Source organism: Kribbella sp. NPDC050820 (assembly GCF_040653975.1).
Lineage (GTDB): Bacteria > Actinomycetota > Actinomycetes > Propionibacteriales > Kribbellaceae > Kribbella.
The window spans coordinates 1-26,474 of sequence record NZ_JBFAHB010000108.1; the positions used below are offsets into that span (position 1 = coordinate 1).

Here is a 26,474-nt window from a genome sequence, read left to right on the forward strand (position 1 = left end):
GTGCTCCGGACCGCACCTCGGGTTTCGCCCGGGACTGAGGAGTGCCCCGGACCTTCCAGGTGCTGCTCCTGAACGTGAGGAGACTCCAGGCGCAGCGGACCGGGTCTGAGGAGGACCCGGAAATTCAGGTTTTCAGTCGGTGCTGTCGAGTGGACCGAGTACGTCGTTGGTGACTCGGAGGCCGGCGAAACGCCTCCGCATCGCCTGCTCGTAGCGGGCCGCCAGCGGCGCCTCCGCGACGTACTGCGCGATCACATGCTCGCCGAACCAGACCCGCACCCTTCGGCGGTGCTGTCTCGACGTCATCTCCGCGATGGTCACTACCTCTCACCCCGTAACTCTCAGGCCTTGCAACCAGTTGGAATTACTGGTTGTCATGGCAGTAATGGTGCACGAGCCCAACGTGACCGCTCTAGGACCTGGACCGGACCTTTGCCGGACCTCTTCCGGTCCTCTCGCGGACATCTGGGGGACCGCACCTTGTCGTGAGGGATCAGTCGAGACAACGTCTGAACTGACGTGAACTGGAGGAACGATGGCGGGTAGGTACGCGCCAAAGACGGTCCTGGCGCACCTGATCCAGCGCCGGAACCAGACCTACTCCGAGATCGTCGCCGAGTTCGTCGAGCTGGGTGGAACCATCACCGAGCGGCACCTGCGTCGCCTCGCATCGGGCGAGCGCGCAGGGACCACTCCTCAGACCCGGCGCACCCTGCAACGCATGTTCGGCAAGCCGGTCGAGGAGCTCCTCGCGCCGTACGTCCCCGATCAGGCCGCCCAGGTGGTGCCGGCACCTGCCGCGAGTGGACGGATCACGACAGGTACTGAGATGGAGGTTCTCGACATGGCTGCCAGCCGAGCGAGGGCATTTGCCCTCGCGGCCCAGTCCGGTCTCGGAAGCGAGGCCATGGAACAGGTGTACGACGACGTGCGCCACGTCGCGAAGGCATACCCGCAGCGCCCGCTGCCGGAGATCCTCGGCCAGCTGGTCGAAACCCAGGATCTGATCTTCGCCCTGCTGGAGAGCCGGCAACGTCCGGAGCACCTGCGGCAGCTGTACTTCCTCGGCGGTGTGACCGGTGGTCTGCTCGCCAAGGCCTCCCACGACCTCGGCAACCCGCATGCCGCCCTCACCCAGGCACGGACCGCGTTCCTCTGCGCCGACAACGCCGACCACCACGGCCTGCGCGCCTGGGTGCGCGGCCTACAGTCGCTCGTCTCCTACTGGGCCGGCAACCCGCACGACTCGGTCCGGTACGCGCAGCTCGGCGCCGGGTACGCCGAGCAGGCCAACAGCACCACCAGCGTCTGGCTGCCGGTGAGCGAGGCCCGCGCTTGGGCGGCGCTGGGCAACCCGGAGGCCACCCGCGCCGCCCTCGAGCGCGCCGAGAACGCCTGGAACACGGTTCGCAACGACGACCTCGACGACATGGGCGGCCTGTGCACCTTCGGCCGCAACCGGCAGCTGTACTACGCGGCTGACGCGCTCGCCTGGCTGCCCGGCGAGGTCGACCAGGCCGAGCGGTACTCCCGCCAGGCCGTCGACGCCTACAACGACCAGAACCACCCGGAGTGGGCCTTCGGCGACGCCGCCGGCAGCCAGGCCGCGATGGCCATCACCCGGATCGTCAGCGGTGAGCTCGACGGCGCCGCGGACGCGATCGCGCCGGTGCTGGGCCTGCCCGCCGAGCGCCGGATCAACGGCGTGGTGCACTCGGCCCGCCGGGTCCACCAGGCGCTGCGGCAGTCCGGTCGCGCCGACGACGCCCGCGAGCTGCAGGAAGAGATCGAGACGTTCACCCGGACGCCGATGCAGGCGTTCCCCCGGTAGTTTCTCCCAGATGGACTCATTGACCGGAGACCTGACGACCCTGCGCGAGTTCCGGACAGCTGATCTCGAGGACTACCTGGCCATCGTCGGCGACGACCGCGTGACGTCGTGGATGTCGTTCGACAGCCGGGACCGGGCCGCGGCCGAGAAGGCGCTGGCCGCGATCGTCGAGCGGGCCGCGCAAGAGGACCGGCCGGACTACCTGCTCGCCGTCACCCGCCAGGACGACGACAAGGTGGTCGGCTTCGCCCGGCTCGGGCCGACCGGGGTGCGGGCCGTGCACCTCGGCTACGCGATCCACGCGGACCACTGGGGCCGCGGCTACGCCACCGACGCGTCCCGGGTGCTGCTCCGGTTCGCCTTCGGCCCGCTCGGCAAGCACCGGGTCAGCGCGGCGATCGGCCCCGACAACGAGGCTTCGATCGCTGTCGTGAAGCGGCTCGGGTTCAGCTACGAGGGCCGGATCCGGCACCACGTCTTCACCAACGGGGACTGGCGCGACTCGTTGCTCTACTCGCTGCTGGAGCACGAATACGCCGACCGTTCACCTGGCGGTCGCCGGAAGCCTTGACTTCATTTGTCATGACCAGCAAGGTTGCGCGTCATGTCGACGCAGCAGGTGCCGGAGTGGGCCGATCCGGAGGTGCCGGAAACGGCACTGGACGCGCAGGGGGTGTCCCGGCGGAATCTGATCCGCGGCGCCGGGTTGCTGGGAGCGGGCTTCGCCGCGACGGCCATCGGTACGGCGGAAGCAGCGGCCACCACCGGCTCGGGCAGTGACCCCGACCTGGTCTACCTGGTCGGCGACCACCATGTGCACACCCGCTACAGCCATGACGCGAAGTACGACTTCAGCCAATTGGCACAGCGGGGAGCGCAGTTCGGGCTGGACTGGATGGCGTTCACCGAGCACAGCAACTTCGGCCACGCCGACAAGGGCGCCGCGGCCGAGAACGCCGAGGTTCTGAAGGCGCGGGCCGAGAACCCGCGGATGCTGATCTTCCAAGGCCTCGAGTGGTACATCCCGGCCGCCGAGCACGGCACCGTCCTGGTCGCGCCCGGCCCGAACAACGTCGCCCTGCTCCAGCAGTTCGAGCGCGAGTACGACGGCAAGCTGACCGGCCGCGCGGAGGGCAACCCGGCGAACGAGCAGAACGCCGTCAAGGCACTGCAGTGGCTCGCAGGGCAGAAGCAGAGCGGGTACGTCGACGACGTGCTGGTGCTCGCCAACCACCCACTGCGGCTGGGCATCGACGCTCCCTACGAGCTGCGCGACTGGCGCGACACCGGCGTCTGCATCGGTATGGAGGGCGCGCCCGGTTCGCAGGGCGACGCGGACCCGGCGTGGGTCGCATACCGCGGAGCGACCAACGCCCAGCGTGGTGAGTACGTCAACGCACCGAGCGCCAACAGCTTCCCGGGCTACCCGGCCGACGCGTATCGCACGTACGGCGGCTTCGACTGGGCCACGGCGACCGTCGGTGGGCTGTGGGACTCCATGCTCGCCGAGGGCCGGCTGTTCTCGATCACGTCGAACAGCGACAACCACCGGACCATCTGGGACACCTGGAAGGACGGGGCGTTCCCGCCCGGCGAGAACTTCGACAGCCTCGGCTGGAAGCCGTCGCCGACGGACTCCGGTGTGCCGCAGCCCGGCAGCGACTTCTGGCCGGGTCAGTTCAGCCGCACGCATGTAGGCGTGACGCGGTACGGCTACCTCGAGGTGATGGCTGCACTGCGGGCCGGCCGCGTCTGGGTCGACCACGGTCAGCTGGTCGACGGCATCGACGTACGGCTTGCTCCAGTTGGTGCGTCGCAGCGTGGTGTGACGCTCGGCGGTCGCCTGCGGGTCCATAGGGGTCAGCAGCTGGAGCTGCGCGTCACCGTGACCAGTGCGTCCCGGCCGAACTTCCATGGCGTCCTGCCGAGACTGGCACACGTGGACGTGATCCGTGGTGTTGTGGCCGGGCCGACGGCAGCCAGAGACAGCTGGAAGGCCCCCGACACCCGAGTCGTCGAGCAGGTCGACGTACGGCGGCAGTCCGGCACCTACACTCTGCGCATCCCGCTCGGTAAGGCAGAGCGGTCGCAGTACGTGCGGGTGCGAGGCAGCGACGGCAAGCGGAACGGGCCCGGGTACCTGGGCAGCCGCATCGACCCGGCCGGGCCGATCCAGCACCCGACGAACGACGGCGACCCATGGCTGGACACCTGGCTCTACACCAACCCGATCTTCATCGACGTGGTGTAGACAGCCCCAAGGCACACTGGAGGCATGGCCGCCACCATCGCAGGACCGCTGGATCCGTTGAGGGACGGGTTGGCGCGGATGATCATGACGAAGGTGGCCGGGCCGGACCCGGCCGCTGAGCGGAGCCGGGTGCACAACACACCCGGACCGCGCTGGTTCGAGCCGGACCGGCCGATCCGGCGGGTGCATGGCGATGCCGCGATGTTCGCCGGTGGGCTCCGCGCGTTGCTGCTGCAGTCGCTGCACCCACTGGCGATGGCCGCAGTGTCGGCACACTCCGGTTACCGAGGCGATCCGTGGGGACGGTTGCGCCGTACCAGCTACTTCCTGGCCATCACGACGTACGGCGCGGTCCCGGACGCCGAGGAGGCGATCGCGCGGGTCAAGGGTGTCCACGAACGGGTGCGGGGGACCAGTCCGGACGGTGTGAAGTACCGGGCGTCCGACCCGCACCTCCTGAAGTGGGTGCATGTCGCGGAGGTGGACAGCTTCCTGGCAGCTCACCAGACGTACGGCGTGCAGCCGCTCGACGCAGCTGAGCAAGACCTGTACGTCGAGGATGCGGCGCTGGTCGCACGCAAGCTCGGAGTGATCGACCCACCGACCACAGTGGCCGAGCTACGCGAACTGCTGGACGAGTACCGCCCGGAGCTGCGAGGCACCACCGAGGCCCGGCAGGCTGCCCGCTTCATGCTGATCCACCCGCCGGTTCCAATGGTCGCGCGACCGGCGTACGGCGTCCTCACCGCCGCCGCGGTCGGCCTGCTGCCGTGGTGGACGCGGTGGCCGCTGCGCCTGCCGTACCTGCCATTGGCCGAGGCAACCGTCGTCCGCGCGGCCGGCGAAGGGCTCACCCGGACGATTCGGTGGGCACTGACGTCGCCCATCCTGGGGAATATCGAGGCCTAGCGGCCGACTCGCCGGTAAGTTGTTCTCGTGCCGCTGCGTCCGCATCGATCACTCCCGTTGGCCACGCCGGCGGGAGTCGAGGTGCTGACCAGGATCCTGACCCAGGGACCGATCCCGCGAGTGGAGATCGCACGCCGGACCGGGCTGTCCCAGGCGGCCGTCACCAAGGCGGTCGCGCCGCTGATCGAGGCCGGGTTCGTCACCGACCAGCCCGCCACGCCGGCCGAGGCGGACAGCCAGCTCGGCATCGGCCGTCCGGTCAGCCCGCTGACCGTGATCCGCAACAGCGTCTCGGTGATCGGCCTCAAGGTCACCCCCACTGCGCTGATCGGCGTCACCACAGACTTCACCGCCGGGATCCTGACCGTGCAGCACCGGCCGCTGGACGACACCGCGCCGGACAGTGTGATCGAGCAGCTCGCGGAGCTGGCCAAGGAGCTGATGTCGGACGAGGTCGAGGCCGGTCCACTGATCGGGATCGGCGTGGCGGTGTCCGGCGACGTCGACGCGCGCCACGGCGTGGTCCGGCACTCGCCGCTGATGGGCTGGCGGGACGTCTCGGTCGCCGAACTCCTCTCCCAGCGGCTCAACGTGCCGATCCTTGTCACGAATGACGTCCGCGCGCTGACCGTGGCCGAGCAGTGGTTCGGAGTCGGGGTGGACGCCGACTCGTTCGCGGTCGTCACGATCGGGTCCGGGATCGGCTGCGGCCTCTACATCAACGGCGAGGTCGTGTCCGGGGCGTACGGCGTCTCCGGCGAGCTCGGCCACCTTCCGCTGGCCCCCGGTGAGCTGGTCTGCACCTGCGGGCGGCGGGGTTGTGTGGAGACGGTCGCGTCGTCGGACGCGATCCTGACCCGGACCCGGGAGACGACCGGCCGGCCGGACCTGGACCTGGCCGGGGCGATCAAGCTCGCACACGAGGGCGACGAGCACGCCCGGGAGGCCTTCGACCGGGCCGGCGAGGTGATCGGGTCGGCCGTGTCCGCGATGGTGAACCTGGTCGGGCCGGAGCTGGTGGTGATCGCCGGCGAGGGCGTCGCCGAGTACGACCTGTACGAGGAGCGGATGCGGCGGGCGTTCGCCGAGCACGCATTCGGCGCCGCCGGGGACTGCCGGCTGATGCTGCGCTCGCACACCTTCGACGACTGGGCCCGTGGCGCCGCGGCCACCGTGATCCGCTCCTACGTCCGCGGCGAGCCACCCCTGCAGCGCTGAGGGGTTGGGCCCGCGAGCGAGTGCACGGACCCAACCCCGTCGCGGGCGGTCAACTGCAGGCGGTCAACTACGGGCGGCGGCCAGGATCTTGCGCCAGACCTTCTTGTACGACTCCAGGCCGTCGGCCGCGAGCGGGCCGGTCGGGCCCGCGGTGATCGACACCCGCTCCGGGATCGTGCCCCAGACCGGGATGCCTTCCTCGGCGTACTGCCGCATCGCGTCCTGGTAGCTGCGGGTGTACGTCCGGGCCGAGCAGATCACCAGGCCGACCGGGATGTGGTCCGGAACCAGGTCCAGCACCGCCTTCACCCGGGGCGTCTCGACACCGCCGACGCGGGTCGGCAGCACCACGATCCGGGCCCGCTCGAGCGCCTTGTTCAGCAGTCGCTCGTGGGACGGCGGCATGTCCACGATGCCGATGCCCTCCGGCGGCACCTTGTCCAGGGCCTTGTTCAGCAGGCGCTCGGTCGGCGCCTCCGCGACCTCGACGCGGGACAGTTGACCGTCCTCCGAATCCGCGACCCAGTCGGCGGCGCTGCCCTGCGGATCGGCGTCGACCAGAGTGGATGTGCGACGGTTGGAAGATGCCAGCGCGGCCAAGTACACCGACGTGGTTGTCTTACCGACCCCGCCCTTCAGTGCAGCTGTCACGATGATCATGGGACCGACGCTACCTGGTTTTGTCCGAAATCCGGCGTGTCGTCGGCGTTGCTCCCGCAGATCGTGATAGTTGCCCGTGGCCCGTGTGAACAAGCTCAAGCGGCCTTCAGGCGTGAATCCTTTCGGCGCCGGCCCGCCTCTTACCCCCGTATCGACCACGACCTGGAGGTAGGAATGACCGTCGCGATCGTCTTGGCCATCGCTGCCGGAGTGGTGCTGCTCTGCACCTGCAGCTTCGTCGTACTGCGCCGCCGCGGGCGGGCCCGTGGCTGAACGGACCTGGCCCGACGACCGGCTGATCGTCGCCGCCCAGGACGGCGACGTCGACGCCCTCACCGCGTTGGTCGCCGGCTCGCACCCGACCGTACGGCGCTTTGCCCACTCGCTCTGCGCCACACCGGAGGACGCCGAGGACGCAGCGCAGGAGGCCCTGATCATCCTGTACCGCAAGGTCGGGATGCTGCGGGCCACCGGCGCGCTGACGTCGTGGATGTTCCGGATTGTCCGCAACGAATGCCTGCGCCGCGCCCGCAGGATGATGCGGGACCAGCCGCTGGCCCGGGACACCGTCACCGCATCGGCCGAGGACGAGGTGCTGCGCCAACTCGAAGCGGCCGAGGTGGCGGCGGCGATCGCCGGCTTGCCTCCGGATCAGCGCCACGTGCTGATCATGCGGGACGTTCAGGGCTACAGCGGACCGATGGTCGCCGACGCACTGGGCCTCAGCACGGCCGCGATGAAGTCACGTCTGCACCGCGCTCGCGCGGCGGTCCGGGAGACCTTGGGAGACAAGCGATGACCGACTTCGCCAGTACGTCGCTGCTCCGGCACTTGGCCCGTGGCGCGGTCGGTTTCGGCGGGCTGGTCAGTGCGTTCGCTCTCCTGCCCAGCATCGGACTCGTCAGCCTGCTGCTTCTGCCGGTCGGTGTCGTCGCGTTGCGCGGATGCCCGATGTGCTGGGCGATCGGCCTGGCCCAGACGATCTCGCGCGGCCGGCTCCAACGCAACTGCGACGACGGCCGATGCAGGCTGACCGTGTCATCAAAGTGACGGTTTGCGGATCACCTCGATCAGGGAGCTGAGGCCGTCCAGGCCGTGGCCGGCTGCGTCGGCGCGGGCGAACAGCGCGGCCACGGCGCGCGGTACGCCGGCGTCGAGGCCGAGTTCCTCGAACGCCTGCACGACATGCTCGGCGCCGACCGCTTGCATGTGCAGGTTGTTCTCCCCACCCGGGGACTCGCCCTTCTCGAGCTCCGCGGTTAGGATGCGGATGAAGCCCATCGGCCCGTCCTCGGCCAGGTCCCGCAGCATCGCCTCGGCGTACGGCCGGACCTGCTCGGCTCCACCGACCAGTGCGGTCGAGTAGAAATAGCTGATCAGCGTGCTCCAGAAGATGTTGAGCATGGCCTGGTAGTAGAGCATCGCCAGCCCGGGGTCGGTGCCCATGTGGTCGGCGCGCGCCAGCACCTCGAGCGTCTTCCGGTGCGCCTCGACCGCCTCCGGCGGACCGCTGTAGAACACGTACGCGCCCGGCTGGCCGATGCCCGGCGGCGGGACCATGATGCCGCCCGTCACCAGCGTGCCGCCGCGCTCGGCGACGGACTTGCTCGCCGACCGCAGCCGCTCCGGGCTGTCCGAGCTGAGGTTGACCAGCACCTTCCCGGTGAGGTCCACACCCTCCAGGGACTGGTCCATCGCGGTGTAGTCGACCTGGCTGATCACCACCAGGTTGCTCGCGGCCACCGCTTCCGCCGCGGTCGCCGCCTCCACCGCACCGGCCGCGACGAGCTTGGCCGCCTTGCCCGCGCTCCGGTTCCAGACGGTGGTCGGGTGGCCGGCGGCGAGGAAGACCCCGGCCATGGTGGATCCCATCGCGCCGAGGCCGATCACTGTGACTGCTTCTCGAGAACTCATGCGCCGATCGTGCGAAATCGCGCTACGGGTTTACTACGGCTTATGTACTTCGGCGTGCTGGGACCTCTCGTGGTCAGGACGGATGCCGGTACGCCGGTCGCCGTACCCGACACCAAGGTCCGCACGCTGCTGCTCGACCTGCTGGCTCATCGCGGGCAGCCGGTGTCGGCGGACCGGCTGATCGAGGACCTCTGGGGCGACCGCCCGCCGCGCAACGCCACCGGGACGCTGCAGGCCCGGATCTCCCAGCTCCGGACGGCGCTCGACCGAGCCGAACCGGGGAGCCGCGCCCTCGTCGCCCACGGCCCGGCCGGCTACACCCTGACCGCGGAGGTTGTCGACAGCAACATCTTCGAGGAGCTCGTCGCCGCCGGCCGGCTCCGCGAGGCGCTCGACCTCTGGCGCGGGCCCGCGTACGCCGACGTGCCCGACCACGAGTTCGCCCGCGCAACACGCGACCGCCTGGAGGAGCTAGGCCTCGCCGCGACCGAGGACCTCCTGGAGCAGACCGGCGATCTCCCAGCGCTGACTGCGCTGGTACGCCGCCATCCACTCCGCGAGCGACTCCGCGCCATCCACCTACGGGCTCTCTACCGGGCTGGACGACAGGACGACGCACTGCGCTCTTACGCGGACCTGCGCGAGCAGCTAGCCGACGAACTCGGCGCCGATCCGGGACCCGAGCTGGTCGAACTGCACGCCGCGATCCTGCGCCACGACCCGTCCCTGCAACCGTCCGCGCTTCCCGCTCCGCTCAACGACCTGATCGGTCGCACTGACACCGTCGAGCACGCGACCGCACTGCTGCGGCAGCACCGCCTGCTCACCCTGGTGGGACCAGGTGGCGTGGGCAAGACCCGACTGGCTTTGGAACTGGGCCGGAGCCACCTAGGCGTGACGCGACTGGTGGAGCTGGCTCCGCTCCGGCAGGACGACGTACTGGATGCGCTGGCGACGGCAGTGGGTCTGCGGGACGAGTCGGACGACCTGCTGTCCCGTTTGATCGAGTCACTCGGCACAAGGCCGGTCCTGCTGCTTCTCGACAACTGCGAGCATCTGGACCTCGCGGACCTCGTGCAGCGGCTGCTGAGCGGCGTACCGGGTTTGCGCATCCTCGCGACCAGCCGGGAGCCGCTGGGTCTGCCCGGTGAGCGCGTGCTGGAGGTCGAGCCGCTCGAGCTGCGGTCGGCGGCCGACCTGTTCACTGTGCGCGCCGGGGTCGACGACTCGGAGGCGGTCAGAGCGATCTGCCGGCGGCTGGACGGCATACCGCTGGCGTTGGAGCTTGCGGCGACGCGCGTACGGGCGCTGGGTGTGCAGGGACTGGCGGACCGGCTGGACGACCGGTTCCGACTGCTGTCGGGTGGTCGCGGTGTTCCAGAGCGGCAACGGACGCTGCGGGCAACCATCGACTGGAGCTGGGAGCTGCTGGACGACGACGAGCGGGTCATGCTGCGCCGACTGGCCGTGCACGCCGGCACCTTCTCACTGGAGGCGGCTACCGAGGTCAGCCAGCGGGACGCACTGCTGCCTCTTGTCGACAAATCTCTAGTGGTCGCGAGTGGGGGTCGCTACCGCTTGCTGGAGTCCATCGCGGCCTACAGCTTCGAGCGACTTGCGGAAGCCGGTGAGGTTGAGGCGACCAGGCAACGTCATGCCGAGTACTACCTCGCGCTGGCCCAACGCGCCGAGTTGCGTGGACCAGAGCAACGCAGCTGGCTTCATCGCCTGGACCAGGAGGCGGCCAACTTCCGGGCCGCCCTGGAAGTAGCTCCGTCGCTGAAGCTGGTCAACGCACTCGCCTGGTACTGGTACCTCCGCGGCCGACTGGGTGAGGCAAGGCGGTCCATCGCGGCGGCCCTCGCCGTACCCGGTCAGGACCCGGCGGACCGGGCGACCGCGACGGTCTGGCAGGTCGGGATGACCGCGACCGATGCCAAGGGCTCCAATCTCGCCGCAGCCGCCGACGATGCGCTGGCGCTGGCCGGGAACGATCCGCACGCGCTGTGGTTCCTGACCACCACGCAGTGGGCGTACGGCGATGCCGCCGTACTGATGCAGCGGATCGACCAGGCGATCGAGGCGTTCACCGAGCAGGGCGACCGCTGGGGCCTGGCTGCTGCACTCAGCACGCGGGCGCAGCTCAACATCGTGCACGCGGATCTCGCTGCGATGGTGCGAGACGGTCGGCGCAGTCTGGAGCTCTTCGATGAGCTCGGCGATGCGTGGGGCCGCCTGCAGGCGACGTACTCGCTCATCGTGGCCGCGGAGATCAGCGGCGACTACCCGACGGCCGAGGGCTACCTGACGGACGCCGTGCAGCAGGCGGAGGAGCTCGGCCTGTGGACCGAGGTGTCGTTCCGGACCTCCGGGCTGGGCCGGATTGCCTACCTGACGGGCGACCACGACCGTGCCGACGCACTGCACGAGCGGGCGCGTCGGCTGGCGGTCGAGCAGTCCAACAGGTCGGCCGAGGAGTACGCCGAGGTCGGTCTCGGCCTGTCCGCCCGCCGCCAGGGCCGACTCGACGAGGCCGAGGCCCGCTTCACCAAGTGGCTCGACTGGCTCACCCAGGTCGGCGGCACCCCGGGCATCGCCTTCGTCCTCGCCCAACTCGGCTTCATCGCCGAACAACGCGGCGACTTCACGAAAGCACAAGCCCTCCACCAACGCGGCTACGAAGCGGCCGTCCAGGTCGGCGACGAGCGAGCAATCGCCCTCGCCCTCGAGGGCCTGGCAGGCGCGGCCGCCACTCCCGACCGCGCCCGACAACTCCTAGCCGAAGCCGAAGCCCTCCGCACCAAGGTAGGCACCCCCCTCCCACCCGCCGAACGCTTCGACATCGACCGCATCCGCCACAACCAGGGACTGTTGGGGTGATGGGGGGCTCAAGAGACTGCTTGGGGCGCACTGGGGCAAGATCGCCAGTCTGGCCTTGGGCCTCGGGCTGGTTGTCGGCGGTTCCTACTACCTCTGGGACCAATACCGATTCGGGCAGACAGCCGCACACGCCAACGGGACCATCGTTGAGGTGCTCTATGACCCGGACCATCCGCAGCGGGCGCAACTAGGCGTGACCGCATCGCTGGTGGTTGGCGGAGTGTTCACCACCATCGGGCTGCTCTTCGCCACCGGCGCCGTCTACAGCATCGTGCGAGCTGTATCGCGCAGGCGCGGTCAACGCGGGGGTTCGTAGTAGTACAAGCTGCTTGTGGCACAAACAGCTTGTACTACTACCCAGGTGTAGTTATTTCCCGAGCCAGGTGTCGACCTTGGACTGGTTTTCCTTGACCCACTTCTCGGCGGCGGCGTCGGGGGTCAGTTTGTCGACGGCGATCGAGCGGGCCACCGCGTTCTGGTCCTCGTTGGTCCACTGGAAGTTCTTCACCAGGTCGTACGCCGGGCTGCCCGAGTCGGCGAACTTCTTCGACACGACCTTGTCCAGGTCGTACGGCGGGTAGTCGCAGGCGACCTTGGCCGGGTCCGCGTCACACCCGGCCTTGTACGCGGGCAGGTCGACCTTGACCAGCTTCATCTCGTCGAAGAACCACTGCGGCTCGTAGAAGTAGGCGAGCAGCGGCTTCTTGTTCTTCTCGGCGTCCCGGAAGGCCTGGATCAGCGCGGTCTCGCTACCGCTCTGCACCACCTTGTAGTTCAGGTTCAGGTTCTTCACCAGCGCCTCGTCGTTGGTCACGTACGACGGGTCGCCGTCCAGCAGTTGGCCCTTGCCGCCGGACTCCGAGGTCTTGAACAGGGCGGCGTACTTGTTCAGGTTCTGCCAGTCGGTGATGTCCGGGTGCTGCTGCGCCATCCACGGCGGCACGTACCAGCCGATCACGCCCTTGACCCCGGTGGAGCCGGCCTCGACCGCGACCTTCTGCTCCTCGATGTACTTCTTCTTCAGGTCCTCGTGACCCCAGTTCTCCACGACGGCGTCCACCTCGCCGGTGCCGAAGCCCTGCCAGGAGATCTCCTCCTTGAGGTTCTTCTTCACCACCTTGCAGCCGAGGTCCTTGGTCGCGATGTAGGCGACCACGGCCGCGTTCGCCTCGTACCCGACCCACGGGCTGACGGCCAGGTTGAAGGTGCCGCACTCCTTCCCGTCGTCGGCGGCCGGCTGCTGCGAGCCGACCTTCTCGCCGCCGCACCCGGCCAGCGCGAGTGCCACGGCCGTCAGAACGCCGGCGTACCGGAGCTTCTTCACCGCTTGTCTCCTCTTCTGTGGAAATTCTGGGTACGGCGAGCCGCCGCCTGCGTCACGCGGTCGAGCAGTACGCCGAGGAGGACGATAGCCACTCCGGCGGCCAGCCCCTTGCCGTACAGCTCGCTCTGCGCGAAGCCCGCGGCCACGTCGTACCCGAGTGCACCCGCACCGACCAGGCCGCCGACGACGACCATCGACAGCACGTAGATCAGGCCCTGGTTGACCGCCAGCGTGATCGCGCGCCGGGCGACCGGCAGCTGCACCTTGCTGATCACCTGCCAGCTGCTCGACCCGACCGAGTTCGCTGCCTCCACGGTCGCCACCGGCACCGCCTTGATGCCATCAGCAACGATCTTGGTGGTGACGGGTACGGCGAACACCACGGCGGCCGCGATCGCGGTGAACCGGCTGGTGCCGAACAGCGCCAGGAACGGCACCAGGTACACGAACGGCGGCATCGTCTGCCCGGCGTCCAGCACCGGCCGGATCCACGTATCGACCCGATGGTTGCGCCCGGCCCACACACCGAGGGCGAGCCCGACCCCGACCACCACGACCGTCGCGAGCAGCGTCGACGCGAGCGTGACCATGCTGTCGTGCCAGACCCCGGTCGCGACCAGCAGCAACGAGCACACCGCGGCCGGGACTGCTCCGCGCCAGTGCCCGAGTACTGCGGCCAGCGCGACGACGAATGCGGCGACGAGCCACCAGGGCGAGCCGGTCAGCAACGCCTCCAGCGGGTTCAGCAATCCCGTCGTCACCGCGTCCCGGACGCCGTACGTGAAACCGCCGAAAGTGTCCTGCACCCAAGCGGTCACGTCCGAGGTGATCACCGCGATCCGCGAGCCGATGTTGACCGACGTCGGGAACTCGGCCGCCCACACGTAGGTCCGGGAGAACCAGATCGCGATCAGGACCCCGACCGCTCCCGCGCCGAGCAGGATCTTCCGGCGGATGCTCGCCGTACGCCACGGCCGGTCACCGGCCGCGGTGGTGACCCGGTCGAGCACGATCGCGAGCACGACGATCGCCAGGCCGGCGTTGAACGCGACTCCGACATCGAGCGTCTGCAGGGCCTTCAGGACCGTCTGGCCGAGGCCGGGCGCGTCGATCAACGCGGCCACAGTCACCATCGACAGGGCGGCCATGATGGTCTGGTTGATGCCGACGACGACCGTACTGCGGGACATCGGCAGCAGCACCTTGGTCAGCGTCTGGCCCCGGGTGGACCCGAGCGACCGGGACGCCTCGACGCTCTCCACGGGGACCGACCGGATCGCGTGCGCGGTCAGCCGGACCGCCGGCGGCGCCGCGTAGATCAGGGTCGCGATCGTGGCCGCGGCCGGGCCGATCGCGAAGAACAGCGTCAGCGGCGCGAGGTAGACGAACGTCGGCAGCGTCTGCATCAGGTCGAGGACGAGCGTGGCGACCTTGAAGGCGCGGTCCGACAATCCGGCCCAGATCCCCAGCGGAATCGCGATCAGCAGGGACAGCAGCACGGCCGCGATGGTCAGCGCGAGCGTGTCCATGCTCTCCTGCCACAGCCCCTGCAGCCCGACGAACACGAGCCCGCCGGCGGTCAGCAGCGCGACCTTCCAGTTGCCGAACGCCCACGCGAGGTACGCCGACACCGCGACCACCCCGAGCCAGCCGATGACCGGGACCGGCCGTCCGTACGACGCCTGCGACAGAACGTTCTGCAGCAGTACGACGAACTGGTCGACGACCACCCGGATCCCGTCGAAGACCGGGTTGCCCTGGCCGACGTCGTCACGGTGATCGGTCAGCCAGCGGTGGAACGCGGTCGTCTCCTGACCGCCGAGCGCGAGGGTGTCGATCCCGCGGAGCACGAAGTACGCCGCGACCCAGACGACGAGCAGGACACCGACGATCACGCTGCGGCGTGGTCGCCGTACCTCGATCTCGACCGACCCAGTGATCGAGGCCATCAGTTCGTGTCCGCGACGACCGCGAGGATTTCCTGGTCGCCGATCACACCGAGCAGCGTGCCGTTCGAGACCACCTTGACCGGGCGGTCCGCCTCCAGCACCAGCCGGGTCGCCTCCCGGACCAGCACGTCAGGTCCGAGCTCGGGTCCGTCCAGCGGCTCCTCGGGCCGCGGCGTGCGGGCGATCCAGCGCAGGGTCAGGACGTCGGCTCGCGGTACGTCACGGACGAAGTCGCGCACGTAGTCGTCGGCCGGCGCTCCGACGAGCTCGTCGCCGGTGCCGAGCTGGACCGCGCCACCGTCACGCATCAGCAGGATCTGGTCACCCAGCCGGAGCGCCTCGGACAGGTCGTGGGTGATGAACACCATCGTCTTGCCGACCTCGCGGTGCAGCCGGACGACCTCGTTCTGCATCTCGCGCCGGATCAGCGGGTCGAGTGCGGAGAACGGCTCGTCGAACAGCAGCACGTCCGGGTCGTTGGCGAGCGCGCGGGCCAGGCCGACGCGTTGCTGCATGCCGCCGGACAGTTGCTCCGGGTAGAGGTGCTCGTTGCCGGCCAAGCCGACCAGGTCGATCACTTCCTGGGCACGGCGGCGGCGATCGGGCTTGCTCTCGCCCCGGATCTCCAGGCCGTACGAGACGTTGTCGATCACCTTGCGGTGCGGGAGCAGGCCGAAGTGCTGGAACACCATCGAGAACTTGCTCCGGCGCAGCGCCCGCAGCCGCTTCTCGTCGGCCGCGCGCAGGTCCTCGCCCTCGAAGATCAGGCTGCCGGCGGTCGGTTCGATCAAACGCGTGAGACAGCGGACCAGGGTGGACTTGCCGGACCCGGACAGGCCCATCACGACGAACACCTCACCGGGCGCGACGTCGAAGCTGAGGTCGCGGACGGCCGCCGTACATCCGGTCCGGGTGTAGAGGGCGGCGCGGTCCAGGGCGGCGAGGTCGGGCCGGTGCGGCACCCGCTGCGCCTTCGGGCCGAACACCTTCCACAGCCCCTGGATCGACAACAGCGCGTTGCTGTCCTGCACCTCGGGATACTCGAGCTGAGCGGTCACAGGTTCACCCTCGCATCCCCGCAAGCGGAATCATCGTGAACCGCGACTGTATCCAACCCGCAGGCCCGTAGCGCTGTCGCGGGTGTCTGTTCCGTCAGCAAAGCACCCCTGGTCGGCGACACTGAAGCATCGGACCGAGGAGGGTACATGCCCGACGACGACCCAACGGCCCCAGCTCCACCGGCTGTGCGGGCGCAGATCCTGTCCACCGAGCACTGGAGTCTGCTGGCCACTCGCAGCCTGGCCTGGAGCGAGAGCTTCAGCCGCGCGAGCTGGTTCGTCACGGTGGTGTCGGCGGCGGTCGTAGCGCTGGCGCTGGTGGCGCAGAGCACCGACTTCGGCGTCGGCTTCCGGGTGTTCGCGCTGCTGATCGTCCCGTTGCTGGTGGTGATCGGGGTGGCCACGGTGATCCGGCTGGTGCAACTGAACAGCGAGGACGTCGAGTTGGTGGTCGGGATGAACAAGCTGCGGCGCGGCTACCTCGACATCGCACCGGAACTCGAGCCCTACTTCATCACCGGACACGGTGAGGACGTCGCCGGAATCATGCGGACGTACGGCGCCAAGCGGACCCGGATCCCGGCCACGCAGTACTTGTCGAGCATCGCGCTGCTCGTCAGCATGATCGTCGCGGCTCTGGTCGGCGCGCTGGCCGGCCTCGTCGCCGATGCGTTCGAGGCCGGTCTCGCGGTGTCCGTCGTGATCGGGATCGTCGCCGGCGTCGCCGCACTCGCGTCCATCGTCCTGCTCGTCGTCCACTCGGTCCGCCGGACCTGGGTCGGGCGGCCCTAGGGCTGGTACGGCGGAGCCTCGCCCCAACCCCAATGCGGCACCGGCGCTTGCGGCGGAGGTGTCGCGCCGGGCTGGGAGTTGGCGAGGGCGATCCGCGTGCCCCACTCGACGTACGCGACGAAGGCGGACCGGAACTCGGGGTCGTCGGGCAGACCGGCCGGGTCTGCGCTGGCGGCGATCAGCGCGGCCCAGCGGGAGCGCTGCTCCTCGGTGAGGCCGAGGTTGAGGTGGTGCTTCAGCATCGCCGGGTAGCCGCCGAGCTCGTCGGTGTAGCGGCTGTGCCCGCGGAACACCTCGCCGAGCCAGATCGCCACGTGCTCGCGATGGTTCTCACTCATGTGCGCGAACACCGGCGCGAGCAGCGGGTCGGCCAGGACCTTGTCGTAGAACACCTCGGTCAGGCGGCGCAAGGCCGCGTGCCCACCGGCCCACTCGTACAGCGTCGGAGTCGTCATGTAATGATGTAATCAGATCCGGAGGGCATCGGCGATGGTTCGCAGCACCGGGTTCATCGCGGTCTCCTCGTCCTCGGTGTCCCAGAGCACGTTCTGCAGGATCCTGCCTGCGGTCCAGCCGAGCGCCCGGTCGCGGTCGATCCCGGTGACCTCGAGCATCTGGTCGAACCGGTCCCGGATCGCCTGATCCAGCTCGCCGGTCGCAACCAGGTCGTCCCACCGGTTCCACAGCACCGGGAAGACCTCGAACCCCGGATCGCCGGCGAGCGGCTTCGGGTCGATCACCAGCCACGGCTGCCGCTGCGCGGCCATCACGTTGTAGTAGTGCAGGTCCCAGGGCAGCAGCCGGTCGCCCGACTCCGGCAGCAACTCGGTCACCTGCGCGACGAAGCGCCGTACCAACTGTCGCTCGGCCGGATCGCTCAGCAGCGGGATCAGGGCCGGCGCGTCCTCGACCATCGCGCCGGCGACGTCCGCGAGCCGACGTACTCCAGGTGGTGCGGGCACGGCGCTCAACCGGGTCAGCAGCTCGGCCAGGATCCGGGTGGCCTCGACGTGGTCCGGCAGGTCGTCGAGGGTCCGCGGCTCGAGCCGCTCGAGCAGGATGGTCGACGTCGTGGGATCGTCCTCGAGCACCTCGACGACGTCGTCACGGCTCCAGGTCCGCAGCGCGAGCGCCTCACTCTCGCTCTCGTCGTTGACCGGCTGAAGCTTGAGCATCGCCTCGGCACCGTCCCGCCGTACGACGGGCAGAATCAGCGAAGCCTCGCCGTTCAACGGCGGACCGGTGACCGCCAACTGCCACCGATCGACGTACTCCGCCGCGGCTCCCGGCAACCCGGCCAGCCACTCGGGCGACGTCTTGCCGTGGTTCGTCACCAGCTTCGCGGGAATCTCGATCATCACGTGCACAGTAGGTCCTTCGACACGAATCTGCTTAGGTTTTCCCCGTGAGCGAGATGGAGCGGCGGGATCGGCGGGTGCGGCGGGTTGTCGCGGGCATCTATTTGGGGATTCCGGTGGTGGTGCTGGGGATCGGAATCTGGATCAGTACGGCGGGGTCGCCGGTGGTGTGGATCGGGTGTGTGGTGCCGGTCGGGATGTTGGTGCTCGGGTGGGTGCTGCGGCGGCGGCATCGGTACCAGCCGCGGTGGTGGGCCGGGATCGGTGGGCTGTTCGGGGCGGTCGGCGGGTTGTTCGTGACGTTGTTCCCGTTGGCGGTCGGGGTGTGGTGGCCGGTCTTTCTGGCGCTGCCTGCGTTGCTGGTGGGGATCGTGGCTGGCGCTGCGCTGGCCCGGTATGCCGATCGGGTTCTGCTGGTGCCCGTCGTGCCTGAGCTGGCGGATACGCCGTACGAGCTGATCTTCCGGCTGCGCGGGCTGCAGCTGACCGCGGTGCTGCTCGGCGCGGACAGCTTCACGATCCAGAGCCGGCCGGTGCTGCGTTCGCAGAGAATGGAGGACCTGGGCAAGACCTATCCGCTGAGCAGCATCACCGGTGTCTTCGAGGTCGCGCTCAGCGGAGTCGAACGCCTCAAGTTCCCGATCCCGCTGCCGCATCCACCGATCGTCACCGAGGGCCCCGCCGTCATCCTGCAGGCCTCCGGCGACGACTGGGTCCTCCCCACCAACCAGGCCACCACCCTGATCGACCTCCTCAACCGCCGCAGGTCCACCGCATAGCCAACGCCCACCCAAGATCCGTGTACTGCGCACCGGGGAACACGTCGTCGTACAACTCCCGGAACTGCGCCCGAGACAGGTACCGATCACTCGCCAGGTGGTCGAGCCACGGCCGGCTGTGCCAGAACCGGAACTCGAACCACGCGTCCCGCCACCCCAGCTTGGCAATGTGCTCCGGAAACCCCCGCCACGCGCCGATCAGGTACGCCGCCCGCGGCGGCGTCGGGTACAGATCACACACGTTGTCCACCACCGCGACCGTCCCACCCACCCGCACCAACGACTTCAGATACTCGAGCCCACCCCGGTAGTCCGCCAGGTGATGCATCATCGTGTGGCTGTACACGAGATCGAACCCGCGCTCCGCCACCGTGAACACATCCGCCACCCGGTACTCGACATTCCCCCGCGCCCGCTTCGCCCGGGCAATCTCGATCATCGGCGCACTGAGATCCACCCCAAGCACCTCGTCGAACTGGTCGGCCAAGCGCACGGCCGCGTGGCCGGATCCGCAGCCCGCGTCCAGCGCCCGCTCACCGCGCAGCCCGAGGCCTGCTACCCAGTCGGAGTTCTGGCCGGGTTGCAGGCTGATGAAGCGGTCGTAGGCGGGGGCGAAACGGTCGAATGATGCGGGGTCAGCCATGGTCGGTACGACGCCGGGAACGCCGTACTGGTTGAGATCTTTGCACCGTATGGCGCGAGTGCCACGCTGCAAGGATGTGGGCAAGACGAGTACTGGCGACGCTTGTGACAGCGTCAGTGGTGGGGGTCCAACTCGTCGGCGCACCTGCAGCGCAGGCGGCTCCGGATCCCTTGCTCCAAGTGACGGACGTGACGCTCGGCCCGAGTGCGGTCGCCGTGTCCGGTCTCAACACCGTGCCGGTTCGGATCACAGTGACGGCGGGCTACGCCTCCACCGACCCGAACGACGCGAACCTTCCGATGGTGGTCTATCTCGAGCGGACCAGCGGGACCGGCCCGCTGCGGCGGATGATCTCGACCGACCTGCCGCGGATCAGCGGCACCACCCAGGACGGCGTGTGGGCCGGACCGGTCAACGTCCCGTCCACGGCGCACGGCGTGTTCAAGGTGACGGGTGTGGAAGCGGGCGCGTTCTTCCCCGTTCCCGACATGACCGATCCGACGCCGTTCGACGGGCCGACGGTGTCCGTCACCGGTTCCCACCTGCCGAGGCTCACCGCGAAGGTGAGCCCGCCGGTCGTGCCGTTCGGATCCGGGTTCTCGATCACCTGGGCGGTGACGGACTCGGCGACCGGCAAGCCTTACGGGACCAGCATCGGCGTCCTGCTGGCCAGCGACGCCGAGTGCCTGGAAGCCTTCGGTCCGAACACACTGCGGACCAGCACGAGCGGGCTGCTCACGAAGGCGTACTCCGCAGCGGCCGCCAACGACAACCAGTGTCTCCTGATCCGGAACGGGCCGTTCAACATCGCCAGCCTCGGCCTGATCGTCGCCCGCCCTGGGATCGTCTCGGCGGTGCCGTCGGCGACCGGTGCCACGGTCGGCACCATCGTTCCGGTCAATGGCAACGTGCTCGGCCCGCCGGTCGGCTGTCCGGTGCTCCTGCAGCGTCTGACGGGCGCGACCCAGTGGCGTGGGGTCAGCACCGGAAGTGTCCGCCAGAGCGGCCGCTTCACCGTGACCGCTCAACCGGCGTACAAGGGGTTGATCCCGTACCGGGTCTACTTCGCAACCTGCGGCAGGTACCAGACCGGGGTGAGCCCGACGTTCTACATCCGCGGTCTGTGACCGCGCGTCAGGAGGCCGAGCGCTCCTTGCGGGCGGTCTCGGCCTTCTCGGCCTGCCAGCCGTCTTCGTTCTTGCCCAGGCGCCAGTAGCCGGACAGCGAGACGCGGTCGCGGGGGAGGGCGCGCTCGGTGAAGAGGTTCTTGCGGATGCGGAAGACGAAGCCGGCTTCGCCGTGAACGAAGATCTGAGCGTCGCCCGCGGGGAACTCCAGAGCTTCGACGGCCGCGACCAGTGCGTCACCGCGACCCGACGAGCTGCCGGCGCGGTGGAACCAGATCACGTTGACCTCGCCGGAGCCGTTGAACTTCTGCTCCTCGGTTTCGTCCTCCACCTCGAGCAGGACGGTCGCCCGGGCGCCCGGCGGCAACTGCTCGACCGCGGCGCCGATCGCCGGCAGCGCGCTCTCGTCGCCGACCAGCAGGTGCCAGTCAGCCTCCGCGTCCGGTGCGTACGCGCCACCGGGGCCGTTGAACCACAGCACGTCACCCGCCTGGGCCGCCGCGGCCCACGGACCGGCCACGCCCTCGTCGCCGTGGTGGACGAAGTCGATGGTCAGCTCGCGGCTGTCCTCGTCCCAGTTGCGCACCGTGTAGGTCCGCATCGTCGGCCACTGCTCCGACGGGTACGTCTCCCGGATCACGCCCATGTCCAGCGGCTGCGGGTACTCGACGCCCGGCTTGCCGAACAGCAGCTTCACGTAGTGGTCGGTGAAGCCGTTGTCCACGAAGTCGTCGGAGCCGAGCACGACCCGGATCATGTGCGGGGTGATTCGCTCGGTACGGCGGACGACCGCGCGCTTGCAGACGCGGTTGCGGCGAGGTGCGGGGCTGGTCACGGGACCACGGTCCTCTCGGAGTACGTCGGGCGGCCCGGTCAAGGCCAGCAAGTTAGGACTACCTAACTCAGGCTAGCTCACCCGTCCCAGGCCGCCGTACCGTCGTCTCAGAGACCGCGGATGTAGAACACCTTGCTCACTGCGGACTGGAAGTTCTGGCAGGCCGGGAAGTACACCCGGTACGGGATCAGCCCCTTGTACGCCGGCTGCGCGCTGACCGTGAACCGGCCACTCAGCCGGACCGCGTTCGAGCTCACCGATCGCCACTGCGTCGCGCCGTACAGCCGCTGCAGCCAGACCTTGCAGTTGGACGGAGCGCCGCCGACCGAGCCGTTCACCGGTACGACGGTCCCGACCGGAGCGCTCGCCTTCGACGGAGCCGCGGTCACGTACGTCGACCGCGCCACCGCGAGCCCCATCCCTGCGATGTCGGTCGGCTTGCCGGTGATCCGCAGGCAGTTGACCCACGGCGCGTCGGCCGCCGTGTACGCCTTGGTCACGATGCCGTCCGTCCCGGTCCGGACGACCGAGCCGCCCGCGTCCTCGGCGCACCCGTTGTCGATGGCGAGCAGCACCGTGATCCGGGTCCCGTACGGCTTACCCGTCGCGGAGTCCGTGACCGCCCATCGGATCGAGTACGGCGACCCGAGCGGCACGATCCGCGGCGACACCGCGGCAGTGATCTTCGGCAGGTGGTAGCCGCTGACGGCCAGCGCGGGACCGTCGTACGGCGTCGGCTCGCTGAAGTCCCCGGGGAACGGGTACCCACCGAACTGCACACCGGTGACCTTGAACGTCCCGTTCGCAGTCGACGGCACGTACACCGGCCCCTCCCAGACACCGTCCCGGACGGTGCCGGACTTCAGCGGGAGAAGGCTCGACCACAACGTCCGGGGCCAGGCCGTTCCACCCTGCCGCTCGAGGAAGACGAAGAGCGTGGTGCTGCCACCCGTCTCCCCGGTGTACTTCGCTTTGACCGTCAGCTTGACCGGCGCGAGGTTGAGCCCGGACACCGCGACCGTCGGACTGCCCAGGTCGACATCGGTGATGGCAAGCGCCGGATCCGGCTCTGCGTGCGCAGCCGGCATCGCGGTCAGCAACAACCCCACCAAAGGCGCTGCGAACAGCGCCGCCATCACTCGTCTGATCACTGTCAGCTCACGTCCCTCGGATGTAGAAGACCTTGCTCAGGCCTGCCTGGTAGCGACTACAGGTCGGGAAGTACACGCGGTACGGAATCAGGCCCCTGTACGCGGGCTGCGCGGTCACCGTGAACCGCCCACTCTGCCGGACGCTCCCCGAGCTGACCCCACGCCACTGCGTCGCGCCGTACAGCCGCTGCAGTACGACGAGGCACCCGGTCGGCGGCCCGAGCACGCTGCCGTTGACCGGCACGATGGTGCCGACCGGCGCACTCGTCTTCGACGGCACCGCAGACACGATCCCGGGCCGTGCCACGAACAGCCCGAGGCCGCTGATGTCGAACGGCTTGCCGCTCAGCCGCAGGCAGTTGAGCGCGTCGGCCCACCCGGCCTGGTACGACCGCGTCACGAGCCCGTTCGTGTCGGTCCGGGCGACGACGCCGCCGACGTACTCGGCGCACTCGTTGTCGACCCCGAGGAGCACCGGGATCCGGGTCCCGTACGGCTTGCCGGTCGCGGAGTCGATGACCGCCCAGCGGATCGAGTACGGCGACCCGAACGGCACCGCCTTCGGCGTCACGGACGCCGTGATCTTCGGCAGGTGGTAGCCGGCCACGGTCACGGTCGGGCCGGCGAACGGCGTCGGATCGAGCGGCCCGGGAGGCACGTACCCGAACGGGATCGCGTACACCCCGGTGACCTTGAAGGTGCCGTTCGCGGTCGACGGCACGTTCAGCGGTCCTTGCCAGACGCCGTTCTGCGTCGTGCCCGAGATGCGCTTGAGGTCGGTCGAGAACATGTACCGCAGCGGACCGGTCCCGCCGGTGCGCTCGAGGACGACGTACAACGTCATGTCCACGTCGCCCGGCTCGCTGGAGGTGTACCCACCCGTCACGGTGGCGGTCAGCGGCACGAGGTTCAGCCCGGAGACCGCGACCGACGTGCCGCTCAGGGTCACGTTGGTGACCGTCAGGTTCGGATCCGGTGCGGCTTGGGCGGTTGGCACCAGTCCGAGCAACAACCAAGGCGCGGTGAGCAGCGCCGCCATCACTCGTTTCGCCCACATGCAGGCAGCGTGACAGTGGGCTGTCACGCTGCCAACAACTCCTCCGGATCACTGCTCGATCGGGCTGATCCGGTAGACCAGTTAGGTGCCGCGGATGACGAATGCCTTGCTGACGCCGGCCTGGTAGCGGCCGCACGTGGGAAAGTAGACGCGGTAGGCGATGTTGCCCTTGTACGCCGGCTGTGCGTTCACCGTGAAGCGACCGCTCTGCCGCACCTCGCCAAGACTGACCCCGCGCCACTGACTCGCGCCGTACAGCCGTTGCAGCGCGACCTTGCACTTGTACGGCGCACCGGCCACCGAACCGTTCACCGGGACCACGGTGCCGACCGGCGCACTGGTCTTCGACGGCGCCGCCGACACGATGCCGGGCCGCGCGACGAACAGCCACAGGCCGCCGATGTTGTACGGCTGGCCCGTCAACTGCAGGCAGTTCAGCATGTCGGCGTCCGACGCCTTGTAGGACTTGGTCACGATGCCGTTGGTGTCGGTCCGGACCCACACCGCCTCACCGCCACCGCTGGACTCTGCGCACGGGACGTCGACCCCGAGCAATGCCCGGATCTGGCTGCCGTACGGCTTGCCGGTCGCGGTGTCGGTGATCGCCCAGCGGATCGAGTACGGCGACCCGAACGGCACCACCTTCGGCGACACGGACGCGGTCACCTTCGGCAGGTGGGTCCCGGTCACCGTCAGGCTCGGGCCGTCGAACGGCGTCGGGTCGACCGGCGTACCGCCGATGGGCGCACCGAACGGACCGGTCATCACGCCGGTCACCTTGAAGGTGCCGTCCGCCGTGGACGCCGCGTTCAGCGTCCCGGTCCACACGCCGTCCTCGACCGTGCCCGAGGTGCGCTTCAAATCGGTCGAGAAGACGCTCTTGAGCGGTCCGGTCCCGCCGGTGCGCTCGAGGACCACGTTCAGCACGGTGTTCTCGTCGTCGGGATGACCCGAGCTGTAACCGCCCTCGACCGTGACCTTGACCGGGGCGAGGTTGAGCCCGGAGACCGCGACCGCGGTCTTGTCGAGCCGCACGTCGGTGATCGTCAGGTACGGGTCCGGGTCGGCGTGCGCCGCCGGGGTCCCACCAAGCAACAGCCCCACCAGTGGCGCTGCCAGCAGCGCCGCCATCACTCGTTTGATCCGCATGCCAGGAAGCCTGACACCGGCCTAGTGCGGAACCAAGTGACCTGGCCGAACTCGGGCCGAACACTGCGCGATCGGGACGCGCGAATAGACCGGTTCAACCCACGGCAGGCCAGTGTTCACCCGCCGGACACACGCCCACCGTGTCACGGACGGTTACGGTTCGCACCCTGGTCCGGTGAGCCAGGTCTTCGGTACGCCGCGATACCCGGCGTACACCGTGGATCGCAAGGACCACTTCGGCCGGCCGATCTCGGTCGACCTGCGCACTCCGGAGAGCCACTCGGTGCTGTTCACCGGGCCACCCGGGATGGGCAAGAGCCTGGAGCTGGACCGGGCCGGCGCGCTGGCCAAGCGGGAGGGCTGGCTCGCGATCCGGGCCGACGCCTCGCCCGAGGAGCCGCTCGAGTACCGGTTGTCCCGCTACCTCACCGACAACCTCGACACGATCAAGAAGCAGTACGGCCGTAGCGCCGCGAAGGAGCTCGGCAAGATCGCCAAGGAGCTCGCCCCGCCCAAACGCAAGGGCCGCCAGCACGGTGTCGAGGGCCGGTTCGGGCCGTCGCCGTTCGCGCAGGCGGTGATCAAGACCCAGTGGGAGGCGGGCGACGACCCGCAGCTGCGCAAGACGCTGACCCAGCTGGCCGAGCAGCTCGGGGAGATCGCGGCGAACCGCAAACCGCCGGAGCCGGTGATGCTGCTGGTCGACAACCTCGACGTCGGCTCGGAGCGTGACCTCGCGGTGGTGACGCAGCTGTCCGAGCACCTGGAGCGGATGAAGCGACCGGTGTTCCTGATCGCGGCGGGTGGCGAGATGGCGGCGACCCGGCTGATGGCGGCCTCCGCCGGCGAGGGCAGGATCGCGACCGGTGTGACCAGCAGGTTCGACATTCGCGAGGTCGGCCCGCTGACCGATGCGGAGCTACGCCCCGCGCTCACCGAGCCGCTGGACGACGCGCGGATCCCCTACCAGGCCGAGGCGATCGACCGGCTGATCAGGTCGGCGAACGGCGACCCGACCCGGCTGCGCAGCCTGGCCGAGACCGCGCTGCCGATGGCCCAGCAAGCCGGTGGCGTGACCGTCGACGTGGCGAAGACCGCGACGGCAGTGGTGAACGACCAGTCGCGGCACGTCTACCAGGCCGCCTGGAACAACTGCAACGACACGGAGAAGGACCTGGTCGCGAAGGTCGCCGTCCACGGTCCGCATGGCATGGCGCTCCCGAGCGAAGGCGGGCTGGCCTCGATCGGCCGCTGGCAGGAGCTGGACACGGCCCGCCAGAACCTGGTTGCCTCGGGCATCCTTCGGGAGGGCGGCGGCCGGCTCGCGGTCGCCAACCCAGGCATGCAGGACTGGGTGCAGACCCGCGTCGGCCAGTCCGCGGCCCACCTCGGCGTCGCGCCGCTGACCGCGCCCGGCCAGGCCGCCGCGGTCGAGTCCGCGCGGCCCAGTACGACGACCCGCACCTACAAGGGCATGTCGTTCGAGATCAAGAACTAGGAGGGCGCTGAATTAGGGCGGGTTCTGGGGTTGGTCGCTGTGTGGGCTGTAGCGCGGATGCTGTCGGGGCGGGTGCGTGTGAAGGCTGGCC

Annotated in this window: 26 protein-coding genes; 13 read left to right on the forward strand and 13 right to left on the reverse strand. The window is 69.3% G+C overall.

Features of this window, described 5'->3' with window-relative positions; all coding sequences use genetic code 11:
- Positions 1-132: 132 nt before the first annotated feature.
- Positions 133-306 (reverse strand): hypothetical protein, encoded by a 174-nt coding sequence (locus tag AB0H36_RS44700; protein ID WP_165553433.1) that lies wholly within the window; start codon positions 304-306, stop codon positions 133-135.
- Positions 307-535: 229 nt separating this feature from the next.
- Between AB0H36_RS44700 and AB0H36_RS44705 the strand changes: the two genes are divergently transcribed.
- From AB0H36_RS44705 to AB0H36_RS44725, 5 genes are read left to right on the forward strand one after another with little or no spacing between them, the layout of a single operon-like run.
- The gene (locus AB0H36_RS44705; protein WP_360537680.1) at positions 536-1,831 is read left to right on the forward strand and encodes an XRE family transcriptional regulator; all 1,296 of its coding nucleotides are present in this window, start codon (positions 536-538) and stop codon (positions 1,829-1,831) included.
- 10 nt (positions 1,832-1,841) lie between these two features.
- The gene (locus tag AB0H36_RS44710; RefSeq protein WP_360537682.1) at positions 1,842-2,402 is read left to right on the forward strand and encodes a GNAT family protein; all 561 of its coding nucleotides are present in this window, start codon (positions 1,842-1,844) and stop codon (positions 2,400-2,402) included.
- A 33-nt stretch (positions 2,403-2,435) separates the two neighbouring features.
- Complete coding sequence (locus AB0H36_RS44715) at positions 2,436-4,082, forward strand: PHP domain-containing protein (RefSeq protein ID WP_360537684.1); 1,647 nt, start codon at positions 2,436-2,438, stop codon at positions 4,080-4,082.
- Positions 4,083-4,106: 24 nt separating this feature from the next.
- Positions 4,107-4,991, forward strand: a complete 885-nt coding sequence (locus tag AB0H36_RS44720) for an oxygenase MpaB family protein (protein WP_360537686.1) — start codon at positions 4,107-4,109, stop codon at positions 4,989-4,991.
- Positions 4,992-5,018: 27 nt separating this feature from the next.
- Entirely contained in the window at positions 5,019-6,209 is a 1,191-nt protein-coding gene (locus tag AB0H36_RS44725; RefSeq protein WP_360537688.1) for an ROK family transcriptional regulator, read from the forward strand.
- A gap of 63 nt (positions 6,210-6,272) precedes the next feature.
- On the opposite strand, the gene AB0H36_RS44730 is transcribed toward AB0H36_RS44725, so the two are convergent.
- Positions 6,273-6,869: a ParA family protein gene (locus AB0H36_RS44730; protein ID WP_360537690.1), complete on the reverse strand. Its 597-nt coding sequence runs from the start codon at positions 6,867-6,869 to the stop codon at positions 6,273-6,275.
- Between the two features lie 265 nt (positions 6,870-7,134).
- Here AB0H36_RS44730 and AB0H36_RS44735 point away from each other — a divergent pair, with 265 nt between their 5' ends.
- Together AB0H36_RS44735 and AB0H36_RS44740 are read left to right on the forward strand one after the other, a co-directional pair.
- Positions 7,135-7,668, forward strand: coding sequence for a sigma-70 family RNA polymerase sigma factor (locus AB0H36_RS44735; protein WP_360537691.1), 534 nt, complete (start codon positions 7,135-7,137; stop codon positions 7,666-7,668).
- Positions 7,665-7,919, forward strand: a complete 255-nt coding sequence (locus AB0H36_RS44740; RefSeq protein WP_360537693.1) for a hypothetical protein — start codon at positions 7,665-7,667, stop codon at positions 7,917-7,919. The genes AB0H36_RS44735 and AB0H36_RS44740 overlap by 4 nt, the downstream gene beginning before the upstream one ends.
- On the opposite strand, the gene AB0H36_RS44745 is transcribed toward AB0H36_RS44740, so the two are convergent.
- Entirely contained in the window at positions 7,911-8,783 is an 873-nt protein-coding gene (locus AB0H36_RS44745; RefSeq protein WP_360537695.1) for an NAD(P)-binding domain-containing protein, read from the reverse strand. The genes AB0H36_RS44740 and AB0H36_RS44745 overlap by 9 nt on opposite strands.
- 69 nt (positions 8,784-8,852) lie before the next feature.
- Here AB0H36_RS44745 and AB0H36_RS44750 point away from each other — a divergent pair, with 69 nt between their 5' ends.
- Both AB0H36_RS44750 and AB0H36_RS44755 read left to right on the forward strand, forming a co-directional pair.
- Positions 8,853-11,663 carry a BTAD domain-containing putative transcriptional regulator gene (locus tag AB0H36_RS44750; protein ID WP_360537697.1) on the forward strand — a complete coding sequence of 937 codons (2,811 nt, stop codon included), beginning with the start codon at positions 8,853-8,855 and terminating at the stop codon, positions 11,661-11,663.
- Between the two features lie 151 nt (positions 11,664-11,814).
- Positions 11,815-11,979, forward strand: coding sequence for a hypothetical protein (locus tag AB0H36_RS44755; RefSeq protein ID WP_360537699.1), 165 nt, complete (start codon positions 11,815-11,817; stop codon positions 11,977-11,979).
- A 51-nt stretch (positions 11,980-12,030) separates the two neighbouring features.
- Here the strand turns inward: AB0H36_RS44755 and AB0H36_RS44760 are convergent, their stop codons facing one another.
- From AB0H36_RS44760 to AB0H36_RS44770, 3 genes are read right to left on the reverse strand one after another with little or no spacing between them, the layout of a single operon-like run.
- On the reverse strand, positions 12,031-12,987 hold the full coding sequence (locus AB0H36_RS44760; RefSeq protein WP_360537701.1) for an ABC transporter substrate-binding protein: 957 nt from the start codon (positions 12,985-12,987) through the stop codon (positions 12,031-12,033).
- Positions 12,984-14,936, reverse strand: a complete 1,953-nt coding sequence (locus AB0H36_RS44765; protein WP_360537703.1) for an ABC transporter permease subunit — start codon at positions 14,934-14,936, stop codon at positions 12,984-12,986. Before AB0H36_RS44765 ends, AB0H36_RS44760 begins: the two co-directional genes overlap by 4 nt.
- A complete protein-coding gene (locus tag AB0H36_RS44770) occupies positions 14,936-15,994 on the reverse strand; it encodes a glycine betaine/L-proline ABC transporter ATP-binding protein (RefSeq protein WP_360537705.1) in 1,059 nt (352 codons plus the stop codon). Before AB0H36_RS44770 ends, AB0H36_RS44765 begins: the two co-directional genes overlap by 1 nt.
- Positions 15,995-16,141: 147 nt before the next feature.
- On the opposite strand from AB0H36_RS44770, the gene AB0H36_RS44775 reads away from it, so the two are divergent.
- Entirely contained in the window at positions 16,142-16,786 is a 645-nt protein-coding gene (locus tag AB0H36_RS44775) for a hypothetical protein (RefSeq protein WP_360537707.1), read from the forward strand.
- Here the strand turns inward: AB0H36_RS44775 and AB0H36_RS44780 are convergent.
- Both AB0H36_RS44780 and AB0H36_RS44785 read right to left on the reverse strand, forming a co-directional pair.
- A complete protein-coding gene (locus tag AB0H36_RS44780; RefSeq protein ID WP_360537709.1) occupies positions 16,783-17,241 on the reverse strand; it encodes a group II truncated hemoglobin in 459 nt (152 codons plus the stop codon). The two genes, AB0H36_RS44775 and AB0H36_RS44780, sit on opposite strands and share 4 nt — an antisense overlap.
- Before the next feature lie 12 nt (positions 17,242-17,253).
- Positions 17,254-18,144, reverse strand: a complete 891-nt coding sequence (locus tag AB0H36_RS44785) for an aminoglycoside phosphotransferase family protein (protein ID WP_360537711.1) — start codon at positions 18,142-18,144, stop codon at positions 17,254-17,256.
- Positions 18,145-18,191: 47 nt separating this feature from the next.
- Here AB0H36_RS44785 and AB0H36_RS44790 point away from each other — a divergent pair, with 47 nt between their 5' ends.
- A complete protein-coding gene (locus AB0H36_RS44790; protein ID WP_360537713.1) occupies positions 18,192-18,923 on the forward strand; it encodes a hypothetical protein in 732 nt (243 codons plus the stop codon).
- On the opposite strand, the gene AB0H36_RS44795 is transcribed toward AB0H36_RS44790, so the two are convergent.
- Positions 18,898-19,566 carry a class I SAM-dependent methyltransferase gene (locus AB0H36_RS44795; protein ID WP_360537715.1) on the reverse strand — a complete coding sequence of 223 codons (669 nt, stop codon included), beginning with the start codon at positions 19,564-19,566 and terminating at the stop codon, positions 18,898-18,900. The genes AB0H36_RS44790 and AB0H36_RS44795 overlap by 26 nt on opposite strands.
- Before the next feature lie 179 nt (positions 19,567-19,745).
- Between AB0H36_RS44795 and AB0H36_RS44800 the strand changes: the two genes are divergently transcribed.
- Entirely contained in the window at positions 19,746-20,693 is a 948-nt protein-coding gene (locus tag AB0H36_RS44800) for a hypothetical protein (RefSeq protein WP_360537717.1), read from the forward strand.
- Positions 20,694-20,700: 7 nt separating this feature from the next.
- On the opposite strand, the gene AB0H36_RS44805 is transcribed toward AB0H36_RS44800, so the two are convergent.
- From AB0H36_RS44805 to AB0H36_RS44820, 4 genes are all read right to left on the reverse strand, one after another.
- Positions 20,701-21,528: a siderophore-interacting protein gene (locus tag AB0H36_RS44805; RefSeq protein ID WP_360537719.1), complete on the reverse strand. Its 828-nt coding sequence runs from the start codon at positions 21,526-21,528 to the stop codon at positions 20,701-20,703.
- 107 nt (positions 21,529-21,635) lie between these two features.
- The gene (locus AB0H36_RS44810) at positions 21,636-22,679 is read right to left on the reverse strand and encodes a hypothetical protein (RefSeq protein WP_360537721.1); all 1,044 of its coding nucleotides are present in this window, start codon (positions 22,677-22,679) and stop codon (positions 21,636-21,638) included.
- A 7-nt stretch (positions 22,680-22,686) separates the two neighbouring features.
- The gene (locus AB0H36_RS44815; protein WP_360537723.1) at positions 22,687-23,736 is read right to left on the reverse strand and encodes a hypothetical protein; all 1,050 of its coding nucleotides are present in this window, start codon (positions 23,734-23,736) and stop codon (positions 22,687-22,689) included.
- An 81-nt stretch (positions 23,737-23,817) separates the two neighbouring features.
- A complete protein-coding gene (locus AB0H36_RS44820; protein WP_360537725.1) occupies positions 23,818-24,885 on the reverse strand; it encodes a hypothetical protein in 1,068 nt (355 codons plus the stop codon).
- A gap of 175 nt (positions 24,886-25,060) precedes the next feature.
- Between AB0H36_RS44820 and AB0H36_RS44825 the strand changes: the two genes are divergently transcribed.
- Positions 25,061-26,383, forward strand: coding sequence for an ATP-binding protein (locus AB0H36_RS44825; RefSeq protein ID WP_360537727.1), 1,323 nt, complete (start codon positions 25,061-25,063; stop codon positions 26,381-26,383).
- Positions 26,384-26,474: the final 91 nt, after the last annotated feature.